We start from the raw sequence: 22,407 nt of genomic DNA, 5'->3' as shown, positions 1-22,407 counted from the left end.
CATCGTCACGTCGACAAGGGTATGGCCATGTGGAGATGGGTTGGGGCGCTGATCGGAGCAAGTATTGCAGCCTTTGTGCTAGCAGGCTGCAGCGGGGGCGCGACACCGCTGCCGCCCGTGCACGCGGACGCGGACGCGTCCCGAAGCGAGCGCGAGAAGCAGGCCTTTGTCGAGGCCCTGAAGCCCCGCCGTGCCGGCAGGCCCGTGATCGCCGTGCTCGCGCTGAACGAAGGTACCGAAATGACCGACCTGCTGCTGCCGCATGCGGTGCTCAGGCGTGCCGATGTGGCCGACGTGCGCATCGTGGCTCCACGCAGCGGACGGGTGAGCCTGTATCCCGCACTGGCGATCGACGGCGCGCAGGACTTTGCCGGCTTCGACCGGCAGAACCCTTCGGGCGCCGACTACGTGATCGTGCCCGCGATGATCACGGACGACGACCCCGCCGTCTCCGCATGGTTGAAGCAGCAGGCGGCGCGGGGCGCGCGCGTGATCGGCGTCTGCTCCGGCGCGCTGGTGGTCGGCCGCGCCGGCCTGCTCGACGGGCGTCGCTTTGCGGGCCATTGGTACGACCGCGGCACGCTGCCAAAGCGCCACCCCGGCGCCACCTACGTGCCGCACCAGCGCTACGTGGTGGACCGCGGCGTTGCCACGACCACCGGCATCACAGCCTCGGTGCCGACCATGCTCGCACTGGTCGAAGCCATCGGCGGGCCCGAGAAGGCAAAGGCAGTCGCCACCGAGCTGGGCGTGCCCTCCTGGAGCCCCGAGCACGACAGCACGCCGTTCTATCTCGACGCAGGCCGCAGAGCCGACTTTCTGCTGAACAAGGCTGCGTTCTGGCGCAACGAGCGGCGCAGCATCGAGGTGCGCAACGGCAGCGACGACATCGCCCTGGCGCTGGTGGCCGATGCCTGGTCGCGCAGCGGGCGCGCCAGCGTGGAGGCGGTGTCGGATTCAGGGCCGGTGACGCTGCGCAGCGGGCTGGTGCTCATGGCGCAGCCCTCCAGCAGCGGGAAAGCGCCGCCCCTGCCCCTCTCGGCAACGCTCAAGCCCGTGCAGCAACTGGACCGCACGCTGTGCGAGATCGGCGCGCGCCACGGCATGGCGCGGCGCAACTGGGTCATGCTCGAGATGGAATACCCCGGGCCGGTGAGCGGCTGCCCAAGCTGAACTTCAGCCGCTTGAAACAAAAAGGGCCGCCCGCAGGCGACCCTTTTCTGGATGCAACGCTCGAAGCGATTACTTCTTGTCGCCGCCCGGCACCTTGCCTTCCACGCCCTTGACGTAGAAGTTCACGCCAGAGAGAAACTTGTCGTCGGCCACGGCGTCCTTGGCGACCACTTCCTTGCCGTCCTGGCCGAGGATCGGGCCCTTCCAGATCACGAAGCTGCCGTCCTTCAGGCCCTTCTTCACTTCTTCGACCTTGGTCTTGATGTCGGCCGGCACGTCTTCGGCAATGGAGACGATGTCGATGGCACCTTCCTTCACGCCCCACCAGCTTTGGCCGGTGGCCCACTTGCCGTCGAGCGCGTCTTGCGTGGCCTTGATGTAGTACGGCGCCCAGTTGATGGTGGCCGAGGCCAGGTGGGCCTTGGGGCCGTAGGCGGTCATATCCGAATCCCAGCCGAAGGCGCGCTTGCCTTTTTCCTGTGCGGTCTTGAGCACGGCCGGCGAGTCGGTGTTCTGGAACAGCACGTCGGCGCCGCCGTTGATGAGGGCGGTGGCGGCTTCGGTTTCCTTCGGTGGGCTGAACCATTCGTTCACCCACACCACCTTGGTGGTGATCTTCGGGTTGACCGACTGCGCGCCCAGCGTAAAGCTGTTGATGTTGCGCAGCACCTCGGGAATCGGCACCGAGCCCACCACGCCGAGCGTGTTGCTCCTGGTCATGGCACCGGCAATCACGCCGGCCATGTAGGCGCCTTCATAGGTGCGGCTGTCGTAGGTGCGCATGTTCTCGGCGGTCTTGTAGCCGGTGGCATGCTCGAACTTCACGTCCTTGCTGTCGGTGGCCACCTTGAGCATGGGCTCCATGTAGCCGAAGGTGGTGCCGAAGATCAGCTTGTTTCCCTGCCCGACCATGTCGCGGAACACGCGCTCGGCGTCGGCGCCTTCGGGCACGCTCTCGACGAAAGTGGTCTTGATCTTGTCGCCGAATTCCTTTTCGAGCGCCTTGCGGCCGTTGTCGTGCGCGAAGGTCCAGCCGCCGTCTCCCACCGGGCCGATGTATGCGAATGCGATGTTGAGCGGCGCGGCCGGTGCCGGTGCGGCGGCAGCAGGCGCCGGGGCGGGCGCGGGGGCCGCAGCCGGTGGCGCTGCCTCTTCTTTCTTGCCGCAGCCGATCAGGGCTGCCGAAGCCACCGCGGTCAGGGCGGCGAGCTTGAGCAGGGAAGAGCGCTTGTTCAGATCATTCATTGTCGGAAATCCTCAAAAAAGGACAGGTTGGCGGAAAACGAAAAACGAGATTATGAGCCGGGGTAGAACGGCTTTCCGATGGATGCCGGCATGTTGATGCGAATGAACGCCGGGTTGCGCGAAATCAGGGCCAGCACGACGATGGGCGCGATGTACTGCAGCATGCTGAGAAACTGCGGCGGCACGTCGACGCCGCTGCTCTGCAGGTGAAAGCCCAGCATCGAGACGCCGCCGAAGAGATAGGCACCCAGGAGCACGCGAATGGGGCGCCAGGTGGCAAAGGTGGTGAGAGCGAGCGCGATCCAGCCGCGGCCCGCGACCATTCCTTCGACCCACAGCGGCGTGTAGACGGTCGAGAGGTATGCGCCCGCCAGCCCGCACAGCGCGCCGCCCGCAATCACCGCCATCAAGCGGATGCGCCGCACCGGGTAGCCGAGCGCATGCGCCGATTCGGGCGACTCGCCCACCGAGCGCAACACCAGGCCGGCGCGGGTGCGGTACAAGAACCAGATCAGGCCGACCGTCAGCACCACGGCAAAGTACACCATGGGGTGATGCCGGAACAGCGCGGGCCCGACGAGCGGAATGTCGCTGAGCACCGGCACGGCGTACGACACGCTTTCGGGCAGCTTGGCCTGCACGAAGTTGATGCCCACGAAGGCGGAGAAGCCGACACCGAACAGGCTGAGGGCGAGCCCGGTGGCGTACTGGTTGGTGTTGAGCCAGATCACCAGCACGCCAAAGAAGGCCGCGAGCAATGCGCCGGCCGCCATGCCGGCCAGGAAGCCGAGCCAGGGGTTGTGCGTGATGACCACCGTCGCAAAGCCGGCGATGGCGGCGCAGAGCATCATGCCTTCGGCGCCGAGGTTGACGATGCCGGCTTTCTCGTTGATGAGGAGGCCCAGTGCCGCAATGGCGAGCACGGTGCCGGCGCTGAGGGTGGAACCCAGCAGGAGTGCGTAGCTGTCCATTTTTCAGTTGCTCCGGCGTGGGGTACTGTTGTTCGATAGGGCGCGTTCTTGGCGCTCTTGTTCAGGGCGGGTGCACAGGCCACCGGGTACTCCCCTCCGCGAATGTCCCCCGCCTTCGGCTCCTCCTTTATTTCGCTGCGCGGAGCACCCGATGCCCTGTGCACTGGGGCGCGCTGCTGGTGTTCGGCGGTTCATTCAGAGCGCTCCTTCGGTCGACCGCGCGGCCGGGGCAGTCAACGGCGTGCTGGCTTGCAGCGAGCTCGTCGTGTGGCTAGCGGCCTTGGCGGCTGCCTTGCGGCGGATGCGGTACGCAATGAGCGTGTCGCACGCCAGGAGCGTGAAGAGCAGGAGGCCCTGGAAGACGCCGGTGAGCGACTTGGGCAGGCCGAGACGCGACTGCGCCAACTCGCCGCCGATGTAGAACATGCTCATGAGGATGGCCGAGAACACCATGCCGACCGGATGCAGCCGCCCGACGAAGGCCACGATGATGGCCGCGAAACCGTAGCCCGCCGGCACGTACGGCGTGAGCTGGCCTAGGGGGCCCGCCACTTCGAGTGCGCCGGCCAGGCCTGCTGCGCCGCCCGAGGTGAGCAGCGCGATCCAGATGGCGCGCCGTGCCGAGAAGCCCGCATAGCGCGCGGCCGCTGGCGCAAGCCCGCCGACCTGCTGCGCGAACCCTGCACGCGTGCGAAACAGGAACACCCACAACGCGCCCACGCCGAGCAGCGCAATGATCAACCCGATGCTCACGCGCGAACCCTTGAAGAGGCGCGGGATCTGGGTCACGGCCTCGAAAGTTTTCGACTGCGGAAAGTTGTAGCCCTGCGGATCCTTCCAGGGGCCGAACACCATGTAGCCGAGCAGCAGCGTGGCCACGTACACCAGCATCAGGCTCACGAGGATTTCGTTGGCGTTGAACCGGTCGCGCAGGAAGGCCACGATGCCGGCCCACACCATGCCGCCGACAGTGCCCGCAACGAGAATGGCCACGACGATCCAAGAGCCCGTGGTCTTGTCGGCCATGAGCGCGACGCCGCCCGCGGCAATGGCGCCGAACACGAACTGCCCCTCGGCACCAATATTCCAGACGTTGGAGCGAAAGCACACCGCCAGGCCGAGCGCGATGATGAGCAGCGGTGTCGCCTTGATCGTCAGCTCGCCGATGGCGTAGCCGCTCTTGATGGGTTCGTAGAAGAACACCAGCAGGCCCTTGACCGGGTCCTTGCCGAGCGCGGCGAACAGCGCGACGCCGATCAGCACGGTGATCAGCAGCGCGAGAATCGGCGAGGCAAAGGTCCAGAAGCGCGAAAGCTCCGGGCGGGGTTCGAGCTTAAGCATGGGCCGCCTCCTTGTTGTTGTTCTTCTTATCCCAAAGGCCGCTCATCCACTCGCCGATCTGCGGCAGCGTGGCGGCTGCGCGGTCGATGGATGGCGAGAGGCGGCCCTTGGCAATCACATGCAGCCGGTCGCTGATGTCGAACAGCTCGTCGAGCTCTTCACTCACCACCAGCACGGCGCAGCCCGCATCGCGCAGGGCGAGAATTTCGCTGCGAATGAGCGCGGCGGCGCCCACGTCCACGCCCCAGGTCGGCTGCGCGACGATGAAGAGCTTGGGGGTGGCGTCGATCTCGCGGCCGACGATGAACTTCTGCAGGTTGCCGCCCGAAAGCGAACGCGCCGCGGCATTCGGTCCGCCGGCCTTCACATTGAAGCGCTCGATGATGCCGCGGGCATGTTTTTCGAGCGCCCCGGTGCGTATCCAGCCGCCCTTGCCCACCGCATTGCCGCGGGTGAGCAAAAGGTTGTGCGCAAGGCCGAGCGTGGGCACCGCGCCGCGGCCCAACCGTTCTTCGGGCACAAAGTGCAGGCCGAGCGCGCGCCGCGCGCGGGGCCTGAGCCGGCCGGCCGGCTTGTCGAACACCCGCACCATGGCTGGCTCGGCGCGCACGTCTTCGCCCGAGAGCGCGTAGAGCAGTTCCTTCTGGCCGTTGCCGGACACGCCCGCAATGCCGACCACCTCGCCGGCGCGCACCTCGAACGAAATGCCATCGAGGTCGACGCCGAACTGGTCTTCACGCGCAAGAGAAAGCCTGTCGACATGCAGCGCGACCGCGCCCGCATGCACCGGCCGGTGCTTGAGCGGCGGCGGCTCGGCGCCGATCATCAGCCGCGAGAGCGACTCGTTGCTCTCGTGCTGCGGATTGCACACCCCCGTGACCTTGCCGCCGCGCAGCACCGTGCATGCCGTGCACAGCTCACGGATCTCGTGCAGCTTGTGGCTGATGTAGAGGATGCTGCAGCCTTCGGAGGCCAGCTTGTTGAGCACCGTGAAGAGCTTGATGACCGCCTGCGGCGTGAGCACCGAGGTGGGCTCGTCCAGGATCAGCAGCTTGGGGTTGGTGAGCAGCGCGCGGATGATTTCGACCCGCTGCATCTCGCCGACCGAGAGCGTGTGCACCGGGCGAGAAGGATCGATGTCGAGCCCGTATTCGCTCGCCTTGGCCGTGATGCTGCGGGCCACCTCGGCCAGCTGCAGCGACTTGTCCAGGCCCAGCCACACGTTCTCGGCCACGGTGAGCGTGTCGAACAGGCTGAAGTGCTGGAACACCATGCTGATGCCCAGCGCCCTCGCCTGCTGGGGGTTGCGCAGGTTGACGGCCTGGCCGTCGAAGACGACCGTGCCTTCGTCCGGCTTGACCGAGCCGTAGATGATCTTCATCAACGTCGACTTGCCGGCGCCGTTCTCGCCGAGCACGGCATGGATTTCGCCGGGCGCCACGGCCAGCGAGATGTCGCTGTTCGCCACCACCGCAGGGTAGCGCTTGGTGATGTTCGCGAGCTGGAGTCTGGGGGTTGTCATGCCGGGTTTCGTGGGTTTGTCTCGTTCAACAGCAACAAGCGGAAAACATAGCTACAAGTTTAATAGCGTCCCCGCAACCATCGGCGCCCGACGGCGCTTTGCTCAGTGTCCGCCGATGTAGGTGAACTTGAACAGGAAAATTGCTGCGATCACCCAGACCATCGCATGCACTTCCCGTGCCCGGCCCGTGAAGAGCTTGAGCACCGCATACGTGATGAAGCCGAAGGCCAGCCCGTTCGCAATCGAGTAGGTGAAGGGCATGGCCAGCGCGGTCACGGCCGCGGGAATCACCTCGGTGGTGTCTTCCCAGTCGAGCTCGACCAGGTCGCGCAGCATCAGGCAGCCCACGAACAGCAGCGCCGGCGCGGTGGCATAGGCCGGCACCGAGCCCGCGAGCGGCGAGATCATGAGGCAGGCGAGGAACAGCCCCGCCACCACCACGGCCGTGAGGCCGGTGCGGCCACCCGCCTGCACGCCGGCCGCGCTTTCCACGTAGGCCGTGGTGCTCGAGGTGCCGAGCAGCGAGCCCGCGAAGATGGCGCCGCTGTCGGCCAGCAGCGCCTTGTTCATGCGCTCCATCTTGCCGGGCACCAGCAGGCCGGCGCGCTTGGCGACGCCCATCAGCGTGCCGGTGGCGTCGAACATTTCGACCAGGAAGAAAACCAGCACCACGTTCAGGATGCCGCCCTTGAGCGCGCCCATGATGTCGAGCTGCATGAAGGTGGGCGCGATCGACGGCGGCGCATCGAACACGCCGTGGAACTTGTTGCCGCCGAAGAAGAACGACAGCACCGTCACCAGCAGGATGCCGATCAATATGGCGCCGCGCACCTTGAGCCGGTCGAGCGCCACGATCACCAGGAAGCCCAGCGTGGCCAGCACCACCGGCGCCGAATGCAGGTCGCCCAGCGTGACGAAGGTGGCCGGCGAGGCAGCGACCACGCCCGCGCTTTTGAGCGCGATGAGCGCCAGGAACATGCCGATGCCCACGGTGATCGCCGTTCGAAGCGACTGCGGTATGCCCTGTATGAACAGCTCCCGCAATCCGGTGACCGTGACGATGAGGAACAGGCAGCCCGAGATGAACACCGCGCCCAGCGCCACCTGCCACGTGTAGCCCATGCCCAGCACCACCACGTAGGCAAAGTAGGCGTTCAGGCCCATGCCCGGCGCCATGGCAATCGGGTAGTTGGCATACAGGCCCATGATCAGCGTGCCCAGCGCCGCGATCAGGCAGGTGGCCACGAACACCGCGCCCTTGGGCATGCCCGCGTCGCCGAGGATCGATGGGTTCACGAAGATGATGTAGGCCATCGTCAGGAAGGTGGTGAGCCCCGCGATGACTTCGGTGCGCACGGTGGTGTTGTGCTCGGTGAGCTTGAACATGCGTTCAAGCAAGCCCGCATTCCGCGGCGCGGTGCGCGCGGCTGTCCCCGAGGCGTGGGGATCGGTGACCTTGGGCACCTCTTCAAACCTGTTCATGTCGCTTGTCTCCAGCTGTTGTATTTGGCGGTTCGTTCATCGTCGCCCCGGCCGCGACGCCGGCGCGGCCGAAGGATTCGTCAGGGCGGGTCGGGAGCCTCCGCTGCGACGGCCCGCTGGGCCTGCGTGGTGAAGGCGGGCCGCAGCGAGGCGGCCACGTCCTTGATGCATTCGCGCAGCCAGCGCGCGGAACTCGACGAATGGGTGCGCTCGTGCCAGAGCTGGTAGTACATGAGGCGCGGCAGCGCCACCGGGCAATCGAGAATCTTCACCGGCAGCCGCGCGGCAAAGCGCTCGCAATACTGGCGGCCGGTGGTGAGCACCAGGAGGCTCGAGGCCACCATGTCCGGAATGAGGCTGAAGTGCGCGCAGCGCGCCGTGATGTTGCGCTGCCTGCCCAGTTCGTCGAGCATCTGGTCGATGATGCCGCGCCCGCCCGGGTGCATGGGCGTGGGCGCAATATGTTCGGCTGCGAGCCAGGTCTCCAGGTCCCAGCCGCGGCGCACGGCCGGATGGTCCTGGTTGACCAGCGACACCACCTCGTCGCCGAAGAGCCGCGCCATGTGCAGGTCTTCGGGCGGCTTGAGCCAGTTGCCTATCACCAGGTCGACCTGCCCGAGCGCAAGATGGCCGTGGTAGTCGGAATCGGGCGTGAGCGCGTGGATCTCGATCTGGCACAGCGGCGCCTCGCGCTTCACGTGCGCCACCAGCATCGGCAGGAACAGCGGGTCCATGTAGTCGCTGGCCGCAATGCGGAAGGTGGTGGCCGCCGATTGCGGCTCGAAGCCGCGCGCATCGGAGAAAAGCATTTCGGCGGCACGCAGGATGCTCGCCGCGGGCTCGATCATGCGCAGCCCCGCATCGGTCGGCACCATGCCCGAACCCGAGCGCACCAGCAGCGGGTCGCCCGAGAGTTCGCGCAGGCGCTTCAGCGCGGCCGACACGGCCGGCTGGTACATGCCCAAGCGAATGGCGGCGCGCGACACGCTGCGGTCGGTCAGCACGGTGTGCAGCACCCGGATGAGGTGCAAGTCGATCTTGTCGAACAAGGCCTGGTCACGCATGGCTTGGCCCCCCGGCGGTGGGCCGCACCCGCGGCCCGGCAAGGCCGGTTCCGCGGTAAGGATTGGGCTCGCCCCCAGTCTTCGCGCACTTCGTGTCGCTTTGCCAACCCCCTACCGGGGGCAACACCAGCAGCCCGGCGAAGCCGGTTCCGCGGTGTTTCGCGAAGGAGATCAGGGAATAGGGCATTGGAAGGACCTTGGACATGCGCCAAAGTCTACGAGTGGGCTATGCGGACTGGACGGCCGTGATGGCGCGAAGAATCGATTCGCTTGTGGCCGGCGCCTTCAGCGGCGGATCGACCCTGTGGCCGCCCGCGGCGGAAACCGCGTCGCGGATGGCGAAGAACACCGAGAACGGCAGCAGTAGCGGCGGTTCGCCCACGGCCTTGCTGCGGTGGATGGAGTCTTCGAAGTTCTGGCCTTCGAACAGGCGCACGTTGAAGATCGGCGGGCAGTCGTTGGCCGTCGGAATCTTGTAGGTGCTGGGCGCGTGCGTGGTGAGCTTGCCGCTTTGCGGATGCCACACCAGCTCTTCGGTGGTGAGCCAGCCCATGCCCTGGATGAAGGCGCCCTCGACCTGGCCGATGTCCACGGCCGGGTTCAGCGACTTGCCCGCATCGTGCAGGATGTCGGCGCGCAAGAGCTTCCATTCGCCGGTGAGCGTGTCGACGACCACCTCGCTCACCGCCGCGCCATAGGCGTAGTAGTAGAACGGGCGGCCCTCCATCTTTTCCTTGTCCCAACTGAGGCCGGGCGTGGCGTAGAAGCCGTCGGACCACAGCTGCTTGCGGTCGAGATACGCCTCGCCCACCACGGTGCTGAAGGCCAGCGTGCGGCCGTTGACTTCGACCTTGTCGTTGGCAAAACGCACTTCGCCCGGCTTGCCGCCATGGCGTTCGGCCGCGCTTTGCGCAAGCCGCTCGCGGATCTGACGCGCCGCATCTTGCGCGGCCTTGCCGTTCAGGTCGGCGCCGGTCGATGCGGCGGTGGCCGAGGTGTTGGCCACCTTGGTGGTGTCGGTGGCGGTCACGCGCACGCGCTCGAAGCTCACGCCCAACTCGTGCGCCACCACCTGCGCCACCTTGGTGTTGAGGCCCTGCCCCATCTCGGTTCCGCCGTGGTTCACGAGAATGGAGCCGTCGGTGTACACATGCACCAGCGCGCCGGCCTGGTTGAAGTGCTTCACGTTGAACGAAATGCCGAACTTGAGCGGTGCCAGCGCAAGGCCGCGCTTGAGCACCACGCTCTTCCGGTTGAACGCGGCGATCTCCTCGCGCCTGGCGCGGTAGTCGCTGCTCGTTTCGAGCTCGGCCACCAGTTCGTGCACGATGTTGTCGGTCACGGTCTGGCGGTAGGGCGTGACGTTGTTCTCCGCCTTGCCGTAGAAGTTGACGCGCCGAACGTCGAGCGGGTCTTTCTTCAGCTCGCGCGCGACCGAGTCGAGGATGTTCTCGACGGCAATGGCGCCCTGCGGGCCGCCAAAGCCGCGGAAGGCCGTGTTGCTCTGCGTGTTGGTCTTGCCCGAATAGCCGTGCATCGCCACGTTGGGCAACCAGTAGGCGTTGTCGAAGTGGCACAGCGCACGCGTCATCACGGGGCCCGAAAGATCGGCCGAGTGGCCGGCGCGCGAGACCATGGTGATCTCTGCGCCGAGGATGCGTCCCTCGTCGTCATAGCCCACGTCGTACTCGTACCAAAAGCAGTGGCGGCGGCCGGTAATCATGAAGTCGTCGTCGCGGTCGAGCCTGAGTTTGACCGGGCGGCGCAGCTTGCTGGCCGCCACCGCGGCCACGCAGGCGAACAGCGCCGATTGCGATTCCTTGCCGCCGAAGCCGCCGCCCATGCGCCGGCATTCGACATGCACCTCGTTCGACTGCAGGTGCAGCGCATGCGCCACCAGGTGCTGCATCTCGCTCGGGTGCTGCGTGGAGCAATGGATGTGCAGCGCGCCGCCCTCCTTAGGAATGGCGTAGCTGATCTGGCCTTCGAGGTAGAACTGCTCCTGCCCGCCCACGTCGAGCGTGGCCTTGTGGCGGTGCGGCGCGGTGGCAATGGCGGCGCGCACCGCCGCCTCGTCGCCTTCGTTGGCCGCGCCGCCGCTGCGCACGATGTGCATTGGCGGCACCACATACTGGCCGCGCGCGTGCGCATCCTGCGGCGTGAGCACGGGCGGCTCGGCTTCGACGGCGATGGCGTCCTTGGCCTTTGCGGCGGCGCGGCGCGCGGCATCGCGGCTTTCGGCAATCACCGCGAACACCGGCTGGCCCAGGTAGCGGATCTGGCCGCCGTCTTTCAGCGACAGCAATATCGGGTCGTCGTGCACGATCGAGCCGCAGTCGTTGGTGCCAGGAATGTCGTCGGCCGTCAGCACCGACACCACGCCCGGCATGGCGCGAATCGCATCGAGCGACAGCGCCGTCACCCGGCCGTTGGCTGCGGGCGAGAGGCCCAGCGCGCAATGCAGCGTGCCGGCAATCTCGGGAATGTCGTCGATGTAGGTGGCTTCGCCGGCCACGTGCAGGTGCGCGGATTCGTGCGGCCGGCTGATGCCGACTCGCGCGCCGAGTTCGTGCGCCACCGCCTCGGCCGCGGGGTCGATGCGCGCGGCGGTGTTCTTCAGGTAGTCGGCAAAGGGCTCGGCGGGCTGCAGCAGGCGGGCGTCGATGGGCTTGTTCATGGTCAGACTCCTTCCGCCGCGGCCTTGGCCGAGGCATGGGGCATCACGCTCCAGACGCTGGTCTCTTCGAGCGAGAGTGCGTCGTCGGCGCGGGTTTCGAGCCAGAGGCGCTGGATGAGGTTCTGCGCCACCTGCAGCCGGTAGTCGGCCGAAGCGCGCATGTCCGACAGCGGCTTGAAGTCTTGCGCGAGCGCGAGCTTGGCGGCGTTCACGCTGGCTTGCGTCCAGGGCTTGCCCACGAGTGCGGCCTCGGCCTGGGCGGCGCGCTTCACGGTGGCGGCCATGCCGCCGAAGGCCAGGCGCACGGCCTTCACCGTGTCGCTGCCCTCTTCCAGCTCCACCGCAAAACCGACGCACAGCGCGGAAATATCGCAATCGAAGCGCTTGCTGATCTTGTAGGCACGCACCTGGCGGCGCATGGCCGCGAGCGGAACCGCGAGGCCCTGCACAAATTCGCCGGGCTGCAGCTGGTTCTTCATGTAGTCGACATAAAAATCGGGCAGCGGCATGCGGCGCACCGCATCGCCACGGCGCAGTTCGATCTCCGCGTCGAGCGACATCAGCACCGGCGGCGAATCGCCGATGGGCGAACCATTGGCCACGTTGCCGCCCATGGTGCCGGCATGGCGGATGGGCGGCGACGCAAAGCGCAGCCACACGTCCTGCAGGCTGGGCACGCGCTGCACCAGGGCTTCGAATGCGGATTCGAGCGATGCGCCGGCGCCGATGTAGAGCTCGTCGGCACGCGCCTCGATGGTCTTCATCTCAGCCACGTCGCCCACGTAGATGATGTCGCCCAGGTCGCGAAACTGCTTGTTGACCCACAGGCCGACGTCGGTGGAGCCCGAGAGCAACTGTGCGCCGGGCTTCTGCACGCGCAGCGCCGCAAGCTGCGCAAGCGTTCTGGGCGCATGAAAGTGGTCGATGCGGGCGCCGAGCGGCGCGGCGTAGTCGAGGCCCTCTTGCTGCAAATTCCCTTGCAGGGCCGTGAGCGCGGCCACCACCGGCTGCGCATCGAGCCGCACCGGAGGCAGGTCGAACATGCGTTGGCCGGCGTCGAGAATCGGCCGGTAGCCGGTGCAGCGGCACAGGTTGCCTGAAAGATCGTCGGCCAGCTGTTGGCGCGTGGGCAGGGTGCCCTCGGCTTGGTGGTGCTCGTAGGCGGACCACAGCGACATCACGAACCCCGGGGTGCAAAAGCCGCACTGCGAGCCGTGGCAATCGACCATGGCCTGCTGCACCGGGTGCAGGCGGTGCACGGGATGCGGGCGCTTGTCCTGCGCCTGAACTTCGGTCTCGCCCGCCGCATGGGCCTGGCACTGGTCCTTGAGGTCTTCGACCGTGAAGAGCGCCTTGCCGTGCAAGGTGGGCAAAAACTGGATGCAGGCGTTGACGGTCTGCAGCTTTAGGCCGCCGGCCTCACCCAGTTCGCCGACGACCACGGTGCAGGCGCCGCAGTCGCCTTCGTTGCAGCCTTCCTTGGTGCCTGTGCAGTGCGCGTCCTCGCGCAGCCAGTCGAGCACGGAGCGCGTGGGGTGGACGCCGCTGACGTCGACGGTTTTTCCGCGGTGGAGAAACCGGATGGGTTGGGTCTTGTTGCTGCTCTCGGTGCTCATGCTCTTCGTGCTCGTGGGCGGCTCGTTTCGGCCAAGCGTTGACGTTAGCGGCTTGCGCCGCCGGGTACATACCGCAGCGCCCATATTGCGTATGTGGGGGCTGGTATGCAAGCTACGGGGAAACCCTTGAGCCAGTGAGCAATTCCTGGGCCACATCGGGCGTCATCCGCCCCGGCGGGTGCCGCTTTTTTCATCAAGCGCCCTCCGCGAACAGTTCGGTGATCACCTGCCGCAGCCAGCGGTTGGCCGGATCGGCCTCGAAGCGCTTGCTCCAATGCAGCGAAACCGTGAAGTCGCGCAGCGGAAACGCGGGCTCCACGATGGCGTAGCCGCCCTCTTCTGCAAACCCGCGCGCAATGTTGCGCGGCATCACCACCGCAAGGTCGGTGGCGCGCACGATGGCGGGCAGCACCATGAAGTGCTCGGTGGTCAGCCGCACCCGCTCTTCCAGGTTGAGCAACTGCAATATGCGCAGCGTTTCCGCATGCGTGCGCACCGCCACGTATTCGAGCGTTTGCAGCGCCTCGATGAGCGCTTGGCTGTTGCGCCGCCCGCGAGCAAACGGATGGCCCTTGCGCAGCAGCACGATGTAGCGGTCTTTCAGCAGGTGCTTGCGCTGCGTGTCGCGCACCTTGGGCAAAAAGCCGAACGCAAAGTCGATGCGGCCGCTGTCGAGCGCGGGCGCTATGTCGGTCGGCAACAGCGGCAGGGTCTCGATGCGCACACCTGGCGCCAGCTCGCCAAGCCGCGCCATGAGCGGAGGCAAGAAGCGGCCTTCGCCGATGTCGCTCATGTGAATGCGAAAGGTCTTGCGCGATGCCTGCGGCTCGAATCGCCCGGGCTCCTGCAGCGCTTCTTCCAGCGTGTTGAGCGCGGCCTGCACCGCAACGGCCAGCCGGTCGGCGCGCGGTGTGGGCGCCACGCCGCCGGGCGCACGCGTAAAGAGCGCGTCTTTCAGCAGCAGGCGCAGGCGGCCCAGGCCATGGCTGGCGGCGGGCTGCGTGAGGCCCAGCTCTTCCGCGGCGCGGCTCACGCTGCGTGCGCGATAGACCGCATCGAACAGTCGCAGCAGGTTGAGGTCTATCGTTTGTATATGCATGGTGTGCATATTACTTAGCTCGATTATTTTATTGAAGACCCGGCGCAGGGCTCGCACACTGGCCGCCGTTGCCGATCGACCCAAGGTCGGCCAACACGAAGAGCCCACCCACGAGAAGGAGACAAGACATGGCCAGACTGCGTCCGCATGCGGCAATTGCCGCCCTGCTTTGCGTTGCCACCACTGCCGCATGGGCCCAGCAGCCGCCGGCCGAGGAGCCGGGCTGGGCCAAGGGGCGCCCCAAGACCGAGGCGGCCACGCGCATGGCGCCGGTTCCTTCCTTCCCTATTCCCACCGCGGCCGACCAGTTGCCCACCGCCAAGTTCAAGCTGCCGCCGGGCTTCAAGGTGGAGACCTGGGCCTCGGGCGTGCTCGACGCGCGGTCGCTCCGCCAGGGCGACAAGGGCACGGTGTTCGTGAGCACGCTCTTCGTGGGCAACAAGGTCTATGCCATCGCGGAGAAGGGCGACCGCAAGCCCAAGACCATCGTCGACAAGACCGAGTTCGCCACCGGCATCGAATATCACAAGGGCGCGCTGTACCTTGCCACGCACAAGCAGATCGTTCGCTACGACGGCATCGAGGACAAGCTGGACAACCCCGGCACGCCGGCGGTGCTCAACGACAAGCTGCCCGGGGGGCAAGACCACAGCTGGCGCTACCTGCGCGTGCGTGACAACAAGCTGTACTACGCAGTGGGTGCGCCTTGCAACATCTGCGACCCCGACGAGGCGCATGCGCGCATCTTTCGCATGAACCTGGACGGAAGTGGCATCGAGACGGTGGCGCGCGGCGTGCGCAACACGGTGGGCTTCGACTTCGATCCGAAGACGGGCAACCTCTGGTTTACCGACAACGGGCGCGACTGGCTCAGCGAAGACCTGCCGAACGACGAACTGAACGTGGTGACTGCGCCCAACCAGCACTTCGGCTATCCGTATTGCCACCAGGGCAACATCGCCGACCCCGAGTTCGGCTGGGGCAAGAACTGCGGCGAGTTCACCAAGCCCGCGGCGCTGCTCGGCCCGCACGCGGCCGGCCTGGGCCTTGCGTTCTACAACGGAAAGATGTTCCCGAGCAAGTACCGCGGCGCCATGTTCATCGCGCGCCACGGCCCATGGAACCGCACGGTGAAGTACGCAGACATTGCCGTTGCATGGCCCGACGGCAAGGGCGGCGCGAAGGTCGAGCCGTTCATGACGGGCTTTGTCGAGAACAACAACTATCTCGGGCGGCCGGTGGACTTCCTGGTGCTGAAGGACGGCTCCATGCTCGTGAGCGACGACCACGCGGGCGCGATCTACCGCATCAGCTACAGCGGCCGATGAGCAGGGGTTTCGTTCTTGCGGCTTTCATGCAGGCAGGCGTAGCCATGGCCATGATGCTCCTCGCTTCGGCAGCGCCTTCCGCCAGTGCGCAAGGCACGCAGGCCGCGCAGGGCAGCTATGCGCAGCGCTATGCGGCGGTGTGCGCCTCGTGCCACGGTACCAACGGGCGCAGTGACATGGCGGGAACACCGGTGCTCGCGGGCCAGCATTCGTTCTATGCCATCACGCAGCTGTTCCTGTTTCGTGAAGGCCGGCGCGACAACCCCGCGATGACGGCGGTGGCAAAGACCATGAAGGACGAAGACCTGCGCGGCTTCTCGGAGTTCATTGCCACGCTGCCGGCCGTGCCCGCACCGCCCCCGACCACGCCGCCCGATGCCGCCCGCATGGCGCGTGGGCAGGCGCTGGCGCAAACGCACCGCTGCGTGATCTGCCACGGCGCCGACCTGAGCGGCGGACAGCAGGTGCCGCGCATCGCACAGCAGCGCGAAGACTACCTGCAGATGACGCTGCACGGCTTTCGCACCGGCAAGCGGCCTGGCTACACGCAGGCGATGACGGAGGCCGTGAGCGGCATTCCGCCGGAGGACCTGGACACCCTTGCCTACTACGCGGCGCGCTTTCCCGGCACCGCCGCCATGCCGCCCGGCAAGTAGCCACCGATTCCGCAGCGCAACGCCGGCTAAAAGCGCGGCGCGGGGAACGCGCGCCTTTGCCGCCAGCCATTCACCCCACATCAACCCACACCAACTTATCGGAGCCGAATCTCTTGGAAGTTTCATTCAGCAAGGAAGTGCAATCGCTGCGCCTGGGCGCCGGCGACACATTCCACGGCGAGGGCATCCTCGCGATCACCAAAGGCCTGCTGCAATCCGGCGTGGCCTACGTCGGCGGCTACCAAGGCGCGCCGGTTTCGCACCTGCTCGACGTGATGGTGCAAGCCAAGACATACATGGACGAGCTGGGCGTGCACGTGGAGGCCTGCTCCAACGAGGCCTCCGCGGCCGCGATGCTCGGCGCTTCCATCCACTACCCGCTGCGTGGCGCCGTGACGTGGAAGTCCATCGTCGGCACCAACGTGGCGGCCGATGCGCTCTCCAATCTCTCGTCGCCCGGCGTGACGGGCGGCGTGCTGGTGGTGGTGGGCGAGGACTACGGCGAAGGGGCGAGCGTGATCCAGGAGCGCACGCATGCCTACGCGCTCAAGTCGAGCATGTGCCTGCTCGATCCGCGGCCCGACCTCGGCCAGATGGTGCGCATGGTCGAGCACGGCTTCCGGCTCTCGGAGGCCTCGAACATGCCATGCCTCATGGAGCTGCGCATCCGCACCTGCCATGTGCGCGGCAGCTTCGAGTGCAAGGACAACATTGCGCCGGCCGTCTCTACCCGGGCGCTGATGACGGAACCCGCGGGCTTCGACTACATGCGGCTCGCGCATCCGCCGGTCACCTTCCGCCACGAAAAGCTCAAGGGCGACGAGCGTATTCCGGCGGCGCGGCGCTACATCGTGGAGCACGGGCTCAACGAACTCATTCCGGGTAGTCGCCACGCCGACCTGGGCATCGTGGTGCAGGGCGGGCTCTACAACGCGCTGATTCGCAGCCTGCAGCAGCAGGGCCTGGCCGATGCCTTCGGCGAGACGGACATCCCGATCCTGGTGCTCAACGTGACCTACCCGCTGGTGCCCGAGCAGGTGGCCGACTTCTGCGTGGGCAAGCGCGCGGTGCTGGTGGTGGAAGAAGGCCAGCCCGAATACATCGAGCAGGACATCGCCACCTTGCTGCGCCGGCGCGACATCCAGACGCCGCTGCACGGCAAGGACATGCTGCCTTCGGCGGGTGAATACGGCGTGGAAGTGCTCGCGGGCGGCATCGGCACGTTCGCGGCCAAGTACATCGGGCCGGGCGAAGCCTCTTCGTCCGCCGCGGCCTGGCTGGCCGGCAACCGCGAGAGGCGCGAGGCCGTGGCGCGCCAGCTCTCCGCGCCGCTGCCCAACCGGCCGCCGAGTTTTTGCGTCGGCTGTCCCGAGCGCCCGGTGTTCTCTGCCCTGAAGCTCGCGCAGCAGGAAACCGGGCCGGTGCACATTGCAGCCGACATCGGCTGCCACGCCTTCGGCACCTTCGAGCCGTTCTCGATGGGGCATTCGATCCTGGGCTACGGCATGAGCCTGGCCAGCCGCGCGGGCGTGGCGCCGATGATGAACCGACGCACGCTGTCGATCATGGGCGACGGTGGCTTCTGGCACAACGGCCTGCTCACGGGCGTGCAGAGCGCGCTCTTCAACGACGACGACGCGGTGCTGCTGATTTTCAAGAACGGCTACACATCGGCCACCGGCACGCAGGACATCATCTCCACGCCCGACGACGAGATGAAGGAGCGCGCGGTCGACAAGCAGCAGAGCCTGGTCGACAAGAACCAGACCATCGAGGCCACGCTGACGGGCCTGGGCGTGAAGTGGATGCGCACCGTGACCACCTACGACGTGGAGCGCATGCGCAAGACGCTGACCGAAGCGCTTACCAGCGACTTCAACGGCCTGAAGGTGGTGATTGCCGAAGGCGAGTGCCAGCTGGAGCGCCAGCGCCGCATCAAGCCGTGGATTGCAAGCCTGCTCAAGAAAGGCGAGCGCGTGGTGCGCGTGAAGTACGGCGTCGACGAAGACGTGTGCAACGGCGACCACGCCTGCATTCGCCTTTCGGGCTGCCCCACGCTCACGCTGAAGGACAACCCCGATCCGCTCAAGGTCGACCCGGTGGCCACCGTGATCGATGGCTGCGTGGGCTGCGGCCTGTGCGGCGAGAACGCGCATGCGGCCACGCTGTGCCCCAGCTTCTATCGCGCCGAGGTGGTGCAGAACCCGAAATGGCACGAACGCCTGCTGCACTCGCTGCGCGGGGCCGTGGTGCGCGCCCTTCAACCCGCATGAGTCACGCCATGGAACAGAACCGACCCATCACCCTTCTCGTCTGCGCCCTGGGCGGCGAAGGCGGCGGCGTGCTTACCGAGTGGCTGGTCGACATTGCCCGCCACGCCGGCTATGCCGCGCAGAGCACGTCGATTCCCGGCGTGGCGCAGCGCACCGGCGCCACCACCTACTACATCGAAGTGTTTCCCGTGCCGCTCGCGCAGCTCGCCGGCAGGCGGCCGGTGTTCAGCCTGAGCCCGGTGCCGGGCGCGCTCGACGCCATCGTCTCTTCGGAACTGCTCGAGACCGCGCGGCAGATCGGCAACGGCATGAGCGCACCGCTGCGCACGCTGGTCATCAGCTCTTCGGCGCGCATCTTCACCACGGCCGAACGCATGCAGCCCGGCGACGGCCGCGCCGATGCGCAGCACCTGCTCGACGTGGTCAAGGCCTTCAGCCGCGAGCACCATGTGTTCGACATGAACGCCGTGGCGCGCGAGGCCGGCACGGTGGTCAGCGCCGTGATGCTCGGCGCCATTGCGGGCAGCGGCCTTTTCCCCTTTCCGCGCGAGGCCTACGAGCACGTGGTGCGCGGCGGCGACACCAGCGCGCCTGAAAAGCTGAACAAAATGGCCGCGGCCAGCCTGCGCGGCTTTGCCGCCGCCTTCGATGCGGTAAGCGCGCCGCGCGCGCAGGCCGCCTTCGTGAGCAGCATCATGGCGGGCGACACGGCCGACGCACCGCCACCGGCGCGCGCGCTGCCCGACGACGTGGCGCGGCGCTTTCCACCGGCGGTGCACGACATGCTCGCGCTCGGCCATGCGCGCGTGCTCGACTACCAGGACGCTGACTACGCCAAGCTCTATGCCGCGCGGCTGGCCAGGGTGCTCGATGCCGAGCGTGCCGCCGACCCGGCCGGTGCGCAGGGCTTTGCCATCACCCGTGAGGCCGCGCGCTGGCTCGCACTGTGGATGGCCTTCGACGACATCGTTCGCGTGGCCGCGCTCAAGGGCCGAGCAAGCCGTGCGCAGCGCGTGCGGCAGGAAGTGCGTGCCTCCGATGAAGACATCGTGAAGATCTACGACCACTTCAAGCCCGGCGCGCCCGAATTCGCCGCGCTGCTGCCGCCCGGCCTTTCGCGCCGCGTGACCGCATGGGACCGCACCCGCCAGACGCGCGGCCGGGAGCCCTGGGGCCTGCCGCTCAAGGTGGGCAGCCACTCGGTGCTCGGCATGGCGTCGCTGCGCCTTCTGTCTTCGCTCAAATGGCTGCGCCGGCGCGGCCAGCGCTTTGCCGAAGAACAAGCCTTGATCGAACGTTGGCTCGCGGCCGTGGAAAGCGGCACACGTGAAACCTGGTCACTGGGCCGCGAAGTCGCACTGTGCGGACGGCTCATCAAGGGCTATGGCAGCACCAATGAACGCGGCAAGCACAACCTGCTGCACGTGATCGACGAGCTCGCGGGCCGTACGGCCTTGTCTGCAACGAAGCGCGCAGAGGCGGTTGCCGCGGCGCGCGAGGCGGCCCTGGCGGACGAAGGCGGCAAGGCGCTCGACGCCGCGCTGTTGCGCCACGGCGCGGCACCCCGGCCATTGCAGGCGCAGCCAATCCGCTGGATGAAGCGGCCGCCTTCCACCACTGCCTGATGCAGATTTCATAACAACCAAGGAGACACAACACCATGCCCCAACCCACCCTTCCCTGGCGACGCCGCCTTGTTTTGACCGCCGCCTGCGCGCTCTTGGCCTGCACGCATGCGCAGACGCATGCTCAGGCGCAGTCCGGCGCATGGCCGGCCAAGCCGATCAAGGTGGTCGTCAACTTTCCGCCGGGCGGCGCCGCGGACCAGATCGCGCGTGCGGTCTCGCAGCCGCTGCAGGAATCGCTCAAGCAACCCGTGGTCATCGAGAACCGCGCCGGTGCCAACGGCAACGTCGGCGGTGAGTCGGTGGCGCGCGCGCCCGCCGACGGCTACACGCTGCTCATGAGTTCCGGTGGCATGGTGTCGGTAAACCCGCACCTGTATTCGCGCATGAGCTTCGACCCGGCCAAGGACCTGGTGCCGGTGGCAGCGGCCGCGCGCGTGCTGGTCTTTTTGGTGGCCAAGCCTTCGCTGCCGCCCACCAACGTGCGCGAATTCATCTCGTACCTCAAGGCCAACCCGGGCAAGCTCTCGTACGGCTCGCCGGGCAACGGCAGCTCGCCGCACCTGGCGGGCGAAATGTTCAAGAGCCAAGCCGGCGTCTTCGCGCTGCATGTGCCCTACCGCGGCGCCGCCCCTGCGCTGCAGGACCTGCTCGCGGGCCGGATCGACTATGCGTTCGATCCTGGCATCGGCCTGCAGCAGGTGCGCGCCGGCAAGCTGCGGCTGCTGGCGGTGGGCAGCCCGCACCGTTCGCCGCAGTTTCCTGATGTGCCCACGCTCGACGAGGCCGGACTGCGTGGCTTCGATGCCGACACGGTGTTCGGCTTCTATGCGCCCGCGGGCACGCCGCCCGAAGTGGTGGCGCAGCTCAATACGCAGATCAACCGCGCGCTTGCGCTGCCGGCCGTGAAGGAGCGCATTGCCGCGCTGGGCGGCGAAGCGTTGCCGGGCTCGCCGGCCGATTTCCAGCAACGCGCCGCGGCCGATTCGCAGCGCTTCGGGGCGCTGATCCGCGAACGGAAAATCGTTGCCGACTGAGCACCGCGACAATGAACAGATGAGCAGCAGCAAAGAAATCACCTACACCGCGCGCGTCGAGTTCGGCGACTGCGATCCGGCCGGCATCGTCTGGTTTCCCAACTTCTTCCGCTGGATCGATGCGGCTTCGCGCCACTTCTTTGCGGAATGCGGCGTACCGCGCTGGGAAGAAACCACCAAGACGCTCGGTGTGATCGGCACCCCACTGGTCGACACGCACACGCGCTTCGTCAAGGCCGCGAGCTACGGCGACACGCTGCACATTGCGGTGCGCATTGCCGAGTGGCGCGACAAGAGCTTTGTGCAGACCTACCGCGTGACGCGTGGCGACGAGCTGATTCTCGAGTGCGAGGAAGTGCGCATCTTTGCGGCCCGGCGCGAAGGCGGCGGTATCCGCGCGGTGCCGATTCCGCCGGAAATTCGTTCGCTGTGCGAATAAGTGCGCCGCGCCGCCGGGCGGCGAACCGCCTGCTCCTACTTAGAATGGCCTGATGAACCGGCACCTTCTTTTTCCGCTCGCCTTGCTTGTTGTTACCGGCTGCTCCTCGCCTCCCAACGAGGTGACGCCGTTTCGCGACGGCGCGCTGCGTGCCCCTACCTACGTGCAGGCCTCCGACTACTGCAGCGCACGGAATGCAACGCCCAAGTGGCTCGGCAGGGCGCCGGCCGAGTCGGGCGTGCTGTTTCAGTGCATCGCCAACTGAAGCCAGAAGGCGCTCCCGCACCTTCGGAGCCACCGCGCTGGCAGCGCGGAATATGCCGCCAAGGGTTGACGCACCTCATGACGCAGTGCAACAATCGCAAGATCTTCACTTCGGAGCCTCGTGCGTGGACAGTGCCAGTTGGATCAGTGACAAGACGCGTGCCTCGGCAGGCGTGACACATCCGGCCCTCTAGCGCAGGCTCTCTTGCGCTGCGGCCGCCGTGCACGCAGCGTGACCCGTTCGCCCATCAGGCCAGCGGTTCTCCCCTTCCGAATCCCGCCGTTCTGCGTCACTGACTTTTTCAGTCAGCTTGCGTGCGTCCGTGCGCGAGGCCCTTCACCGCGAAGGAGCCTTGCCATGCGTCAATTCCAATCTCGTCAGCAGCACCAGCAGCCGGTGCAGGACGCCGTTCGCCCGTCGGCGCACGCGCCTGCGCGCGAAGCCGCCAGCAGGCAGGACCTCGACAACGAGACGCTGGACCGCGCCGCCGCGCTCTGGACCACGCGGCGCATCCGCAGCTTCTTCCTGCTGCTGGAACAACCCTCCCGCACCACGCAACGCTGAAACGCAGCACCGCACAGCTCGGCACGCACG

General features: G+C 67.0%; 18 protein-coding genes. 9 read left to right on the top strand and 9 right to left on the bottom strand.

Translation table 11 applies throughout. The annotated features are described in order from the left end of the window. Nucleotides 1-27: 27 nt before the first annotated feature. Nucleotides 28-1,173, top strand: coding sequence for a DJ-1/PfpI family protein (locus tag V9K97_RS04105; RefSeq protein WP_443302554.1), 1,146 nt, complete (start codon nucleotides 28-30; stop codon nucleotides 1,171-1,173). Between the two features lie 69 nt (nucleotides 1,174-1,242). Here V9K97_RS04105 and V9K97_RS04100 read toward each other — a convergent pair whose 3' ends face one another. The 9 genes from V9K97_RS04100 to V9K97_RS04060 form a co-directional block, all read right to left on the bottom strand. Next, nucleotides 1,243-2,418 (bottom strand): BMP family ABC transporter substrate-binding protein, encoded by a 1,176-nt coding sequence (locus tag V9K97_RS04100; RefSeq protein ID WP_337316402.1) that lies wholly within the window; start codon nucleotides 2,416-2,418, stop codon nucleotides 1,243-1,245. Nucleotides 2,419-2,468: 50 nt separating this feature from the next. Continuing rightward, nucleotides 2,469-3,389 (bottom strand): ABC transporter permease, encoded by a 921-nt coding sequence (locus V9K97_RS04095; RefSeq protein ID WP_337316400.1) that lies wholly within the window; start codon nucleotides 3,387-3,389, stop codon nucleotides 2,469-2,471. 195 nt (nucleotides 3,390-3,584) lie between these two features. After that, a complete protein-coding gene (locus V9K97_RS04090; RefSeq protein WP_337316398.1) occupies nucleotides 3,585-4,730 on the bottom strand; it encodes an ABC transporter permease in 1,146 nt (381 codons plus the stop codon). After that, nucleotides 4,723-6,252, bottom strand: a complete 1,530-nt coding sequence (locus V9K97_RS04085; protein ID WP_337316396.1) for an ABC transporter ATP-binding protein — start codon at nucleotides 6,250-6,252, stop codon at nucleotides 4,723-4,725. Before V9K97_RS04085 ends, V9K97_RS04090 begins: the two co-directional genes overlap by 8 nt. 102 nt (nucleotides 6,253-6,354) lie before the next feature. Then, nucleotides 6,355-7,638: an NCS2 family permease gene (locus V9K97_RS04080; protein ID WP_443302579.1), complete on the bottom strand. Its 1,284-nt coding sequence runs from the start codon at nucleotides 7,636-7,638 to the stop codon at nucleotides 6,355-6,357. 176 nt (nucleotides 7,639-7,814) lie between these two features. After that, nucleotides 7,815-8,798 carry a LysR family transcriptional regulator gene (locus V9K97_RS04075; RefSeq protein WP_258501765.1) on the bottom strand — a complete coding sequence of 328 codons (984 nt, stop codon included), beginning with the start codon at nucleotides 8,796-8,798 and terminating at the stop codon, nucleotides 7,815-7,817. 226 nt (nucleotides 8,799-9,024) lie between these two features. Beyond that, nucleotides 9,025-11,475: a xanthine dehydrogenase molybdopterin binding subunit gene (gene xdhB, locus V9K97_RS04070; RefSeq protein ID WP_337316392.1), complete on the bottom strand. Its 2,451-nt coding sequence runs from the start codon at nucleotides 11,473-11,475 to the stop codon at nucleotides 9,025-9,027. Nucleotides 11,476-11,477: 2 nt separating this feature from the next. Beyond that, the gene (gene xdhA / locus V9K97_RS04065; RefSeq protein ID WP_337316390.1) at nucleotides 11,478-13,091 is read right to left on the bottom strand and encodes a xanthine dehydrogenase small subunit; all 1,614 of its coding nucleotides are present in this window, start codon (nucleotides 13,089-13,091) and stop codon (nucleotides 11,478-11,480) included. 193 nt (nucleotides 13,092-13,284) lie between these two features. Next, nucleotides 13,285-14,190, bottom strand: a complete 906-nt coding sequence (locus tag V9K97_RS04060; RefSeq protein ID WP_443302549.1) for a LysR family transcriptional regulator — start codon at nucleotides 14,188-14,190, stop codon at nucleotides 13,285-13,287. 128 nt (nucleotides 14,191-14,318) lie between these two features. On the opposite strand from V9K97_RS04060, the gene V9K97_RS04055 reads away from it, so the two are divergent. The 8 genes from V9K97_RS04055 to V9K97_RS04020 all read left to right on the top strand — a co-directional run bounded on the left by V9K97_RS04055 (nucleotide 14,319) and on the right by V9K97_RS04020 (nucleotide 22,377). Further along, a complete protein-coding gene (locus V9K97_RS04055) occupies nucleotides 14,319-15,518 on the top strand; it encodes a PQQ-dependent sugar dehydrogenase (protein WP_337316386.1) in 1,200 nt (399 codons plus the stop codon). A gap of 44 nt (nucleotides 15,519-15,562) precedes the next feature. Further along, nucleotides 15,563-16,174, top strand: a complete 612-nt coding sequence (locus tag V9K97_RS04050; RefSeq protein ID WP_337316385.1) for a c-type cytochrome — start codon at nucleotides 15,563-15,565, stop codon at nucleotides 16,172-16,174. Nucleotides 16,175-16,287: 113 nt separating this feature from the next. Beyond that, on the top strand, nucleotides 16,288-18,447 hold the full coding sequence (locus V9K97_RS04045) for an indolepyruvate ferredoxin oxidoreductase subunit alpha (RefSeq protein ID WP_337316383.1): 2,160 nt from the start codon (nucleotides 16,288-16,290) through the stop codon (nucleotides 18,445-18,447). Nucleotides 18,448-18,455: 8 nt separating this feature from the next. Then, nucleotides 18,456-20,072 carry an indolepyruvate oxidoreductase subunit beta family protein gene (locus V9K97_RS04040; protein ID WP_337316381.1) on the top strand — a complete coding sequence of 539 codons (1,617 nt, stop codon included), beginning with the start codon at nucleotides 18,456-18,458 and terminating at the stop codon, nucleotides 20,070-20,072. Between the two features lie 35 nt (nucleotides 20,073-20,107). Continuing rightward, the gene (locus V9K97_RS04035) at nucleotides 20,108-21,109 is read left to right on the top strand and encodes a Bug family tripartite tricarboxylate transporter substrate binding protein (RefSeq protein WP_337316379.1); all 1,002 of its coding nucleotides are present in this window, start codon (nucleotides 20,108-20,110) and stop codon (nucleotides 21,107-21,109) included. Between the two features lie 19 nt (nucleotides 21,110-21,128). Continuing rightward, nucleotides 21,129-21,548, top strand: a complete 420-nt coding sequence (locus V9K97_RS04030) for an acyl-CoA thioesterase (RefSeq protein ID WP_258501776.1) — start codon at nucleotides 21,129-21,131, stop codon at nucleotides 21,546-21,548. Between the two features lie 52 nt (nucleotides 21,549-21,600). After that, nucleotides 21,601-21,813: a hypothetical protein gene (locus V9K97_RS04025; RefSeq protein WP_258501777.1), complete on the top strand. Its 213-nt coding sequence runs from the start codon at nucleotides 21,601-21,603 to the stop codon at nucleotides 21,811-21,813. 357 nt (nucleotides 21,814-22,170) lie between these two features. Further along, complete coding sequence (locus tag V9K97_RS04020) at nucleotides 22,171-22,377, top strand: hypothetical protein (RefSeq protein ID WP_337316376.1); 207 nt, start codon at nucleotides 22,171-22,173, stop codon at nucleotides 22,375-22,377. Nucleotides 22,378-22,407: the final 30 nt, after the last annotated feature.

Origin of the sequence: Variovorax sp. CCNWLW186 (assembly GCF_037203865.1) — a bacterium.
In the GTDB taxonomy this organism is placed as follows: Bacteria; Pseudomonadota; Gammaproteobacteria; order Burkholderiales; family Burkholderiaceae_C; genus Variovorax.
This window is presented reverse-complemented; position numbering and strand designations above follow the sequence as displayed.

Coding starts and splice junctions, on each gene's coding strand:
- V9K97_RS04090 (WP_337316398.1), bottom strand. CDS start 4,730: ATGCTTAAGCTCGAACCCCGCCCGGAGCTTTCGCGCTTCTGGACCTTT.
- V9K97_RS04075 (WP_258501765.1), bottom strand. CDS start 8,798: ATGCGTGACCAGGCCTTGTTCGACAAGATCGACTTGCACCTCATCCGG.
- V9K97_RS04035 (WP_337316379.1), top strand. CDS start 20,108: ATGCCCCAACCCACCCTTCCCTGGCGACGCCGCCTTGTTTTGACCGCC.
- xdhB (WP_337316392.1), bottom strand. CDS start 11,475: ATGAACAAGCCCATCGACGCCCGCCTGCTGCAGCCCGCCGAGCCCTTT.
- V9K97_RS04020 (WP_337316376.1), top strand. CDS start 22,171: ATGCGTCAATTCCAATCTCGTCAGCAGCACCAGCAGCCGGTGCAGGAC.
- V9K97_RS04085 (WP_337316396.1), bottom strand. CDS start 6,252: ATGACAACCCCCAGACTCCAGCTCGCGAACATCACCAAGCGCTACCCT.
- V9K97_RS04025 (WP_258501777.1), top strand. CDS start 21,601: ATGAACCGGCACCTTCTTTTTCCGCTCGCCTTGCTTGTTGTTACCGGC.
- V9K97_RS04030 (WP_258501776.1), top strand. CDS start 21,129: ATGAGCAGCAGCAAAGAAATCACCTACACCGCGCGCGTCGAGTTCGGC.
- V9K97_RS04040 (WP_337316381.1), top strand. CDS start 18,456: ATGGAACAGAACCGACCCATCACCCTTCTCGTCTGCGCCCTGGGCGGC.
- V9K97_RS04095 (WP_337316400.1), bottom strand. CDS start 3,389: ATGGACAGCTACGCACTCCTGCTGGGTTCCACCCTCAGCGCCGGCACC.
- V9K97_RS04055 (WP_337316386.1), top strand. CDS start 14,319: ATGGCCAGACTGCGTCCGCATGCGGCAATTGCCGCCCTGCTTTGCGTT.
- V9K97_RS04060 (WP_443302549.1), bottom strand. CDS start 14,190: ATGCATATACAAACGATAGACCTCAACCTGCTGCGACTGTTCGATGCG.
- V9K97_RS04100 (WP_337316402.1), bottom strand. CDS start 2,418: ATGAATGATCTGAACAAGCGCTCTTCCCTGCTCAAGCTCGCCGCCCTG.
- V9K97_RS04080 (WP_443302579.1), bottom strand. CDS start 7,638: ATGTTCAAGCTCACCGAGCACAACACCACCGTGCGCACCGAAGTCATC.
- xdhA (WP_337316390.1), bottom strand. CDS start 13,091: ATGAGCACCGAGAGCAGCAACAAGACCCAACCCATCCGGTTTCTCCAC.
- V9K97_RS04105 (WP_443302554.1), top strand. CDS start 28: ATGTGGAGATGGGTTGGGGCGCTGATCGGAGCAAGTATTGCAGCCTTT.
- V9K97_RS04050 (WP_337316385.1), top strand. CDS start 15,563: ATGGCCATGATGCTCCTCGCTTCGGCAGCGCCTTCCGCCAGTGCGCAA.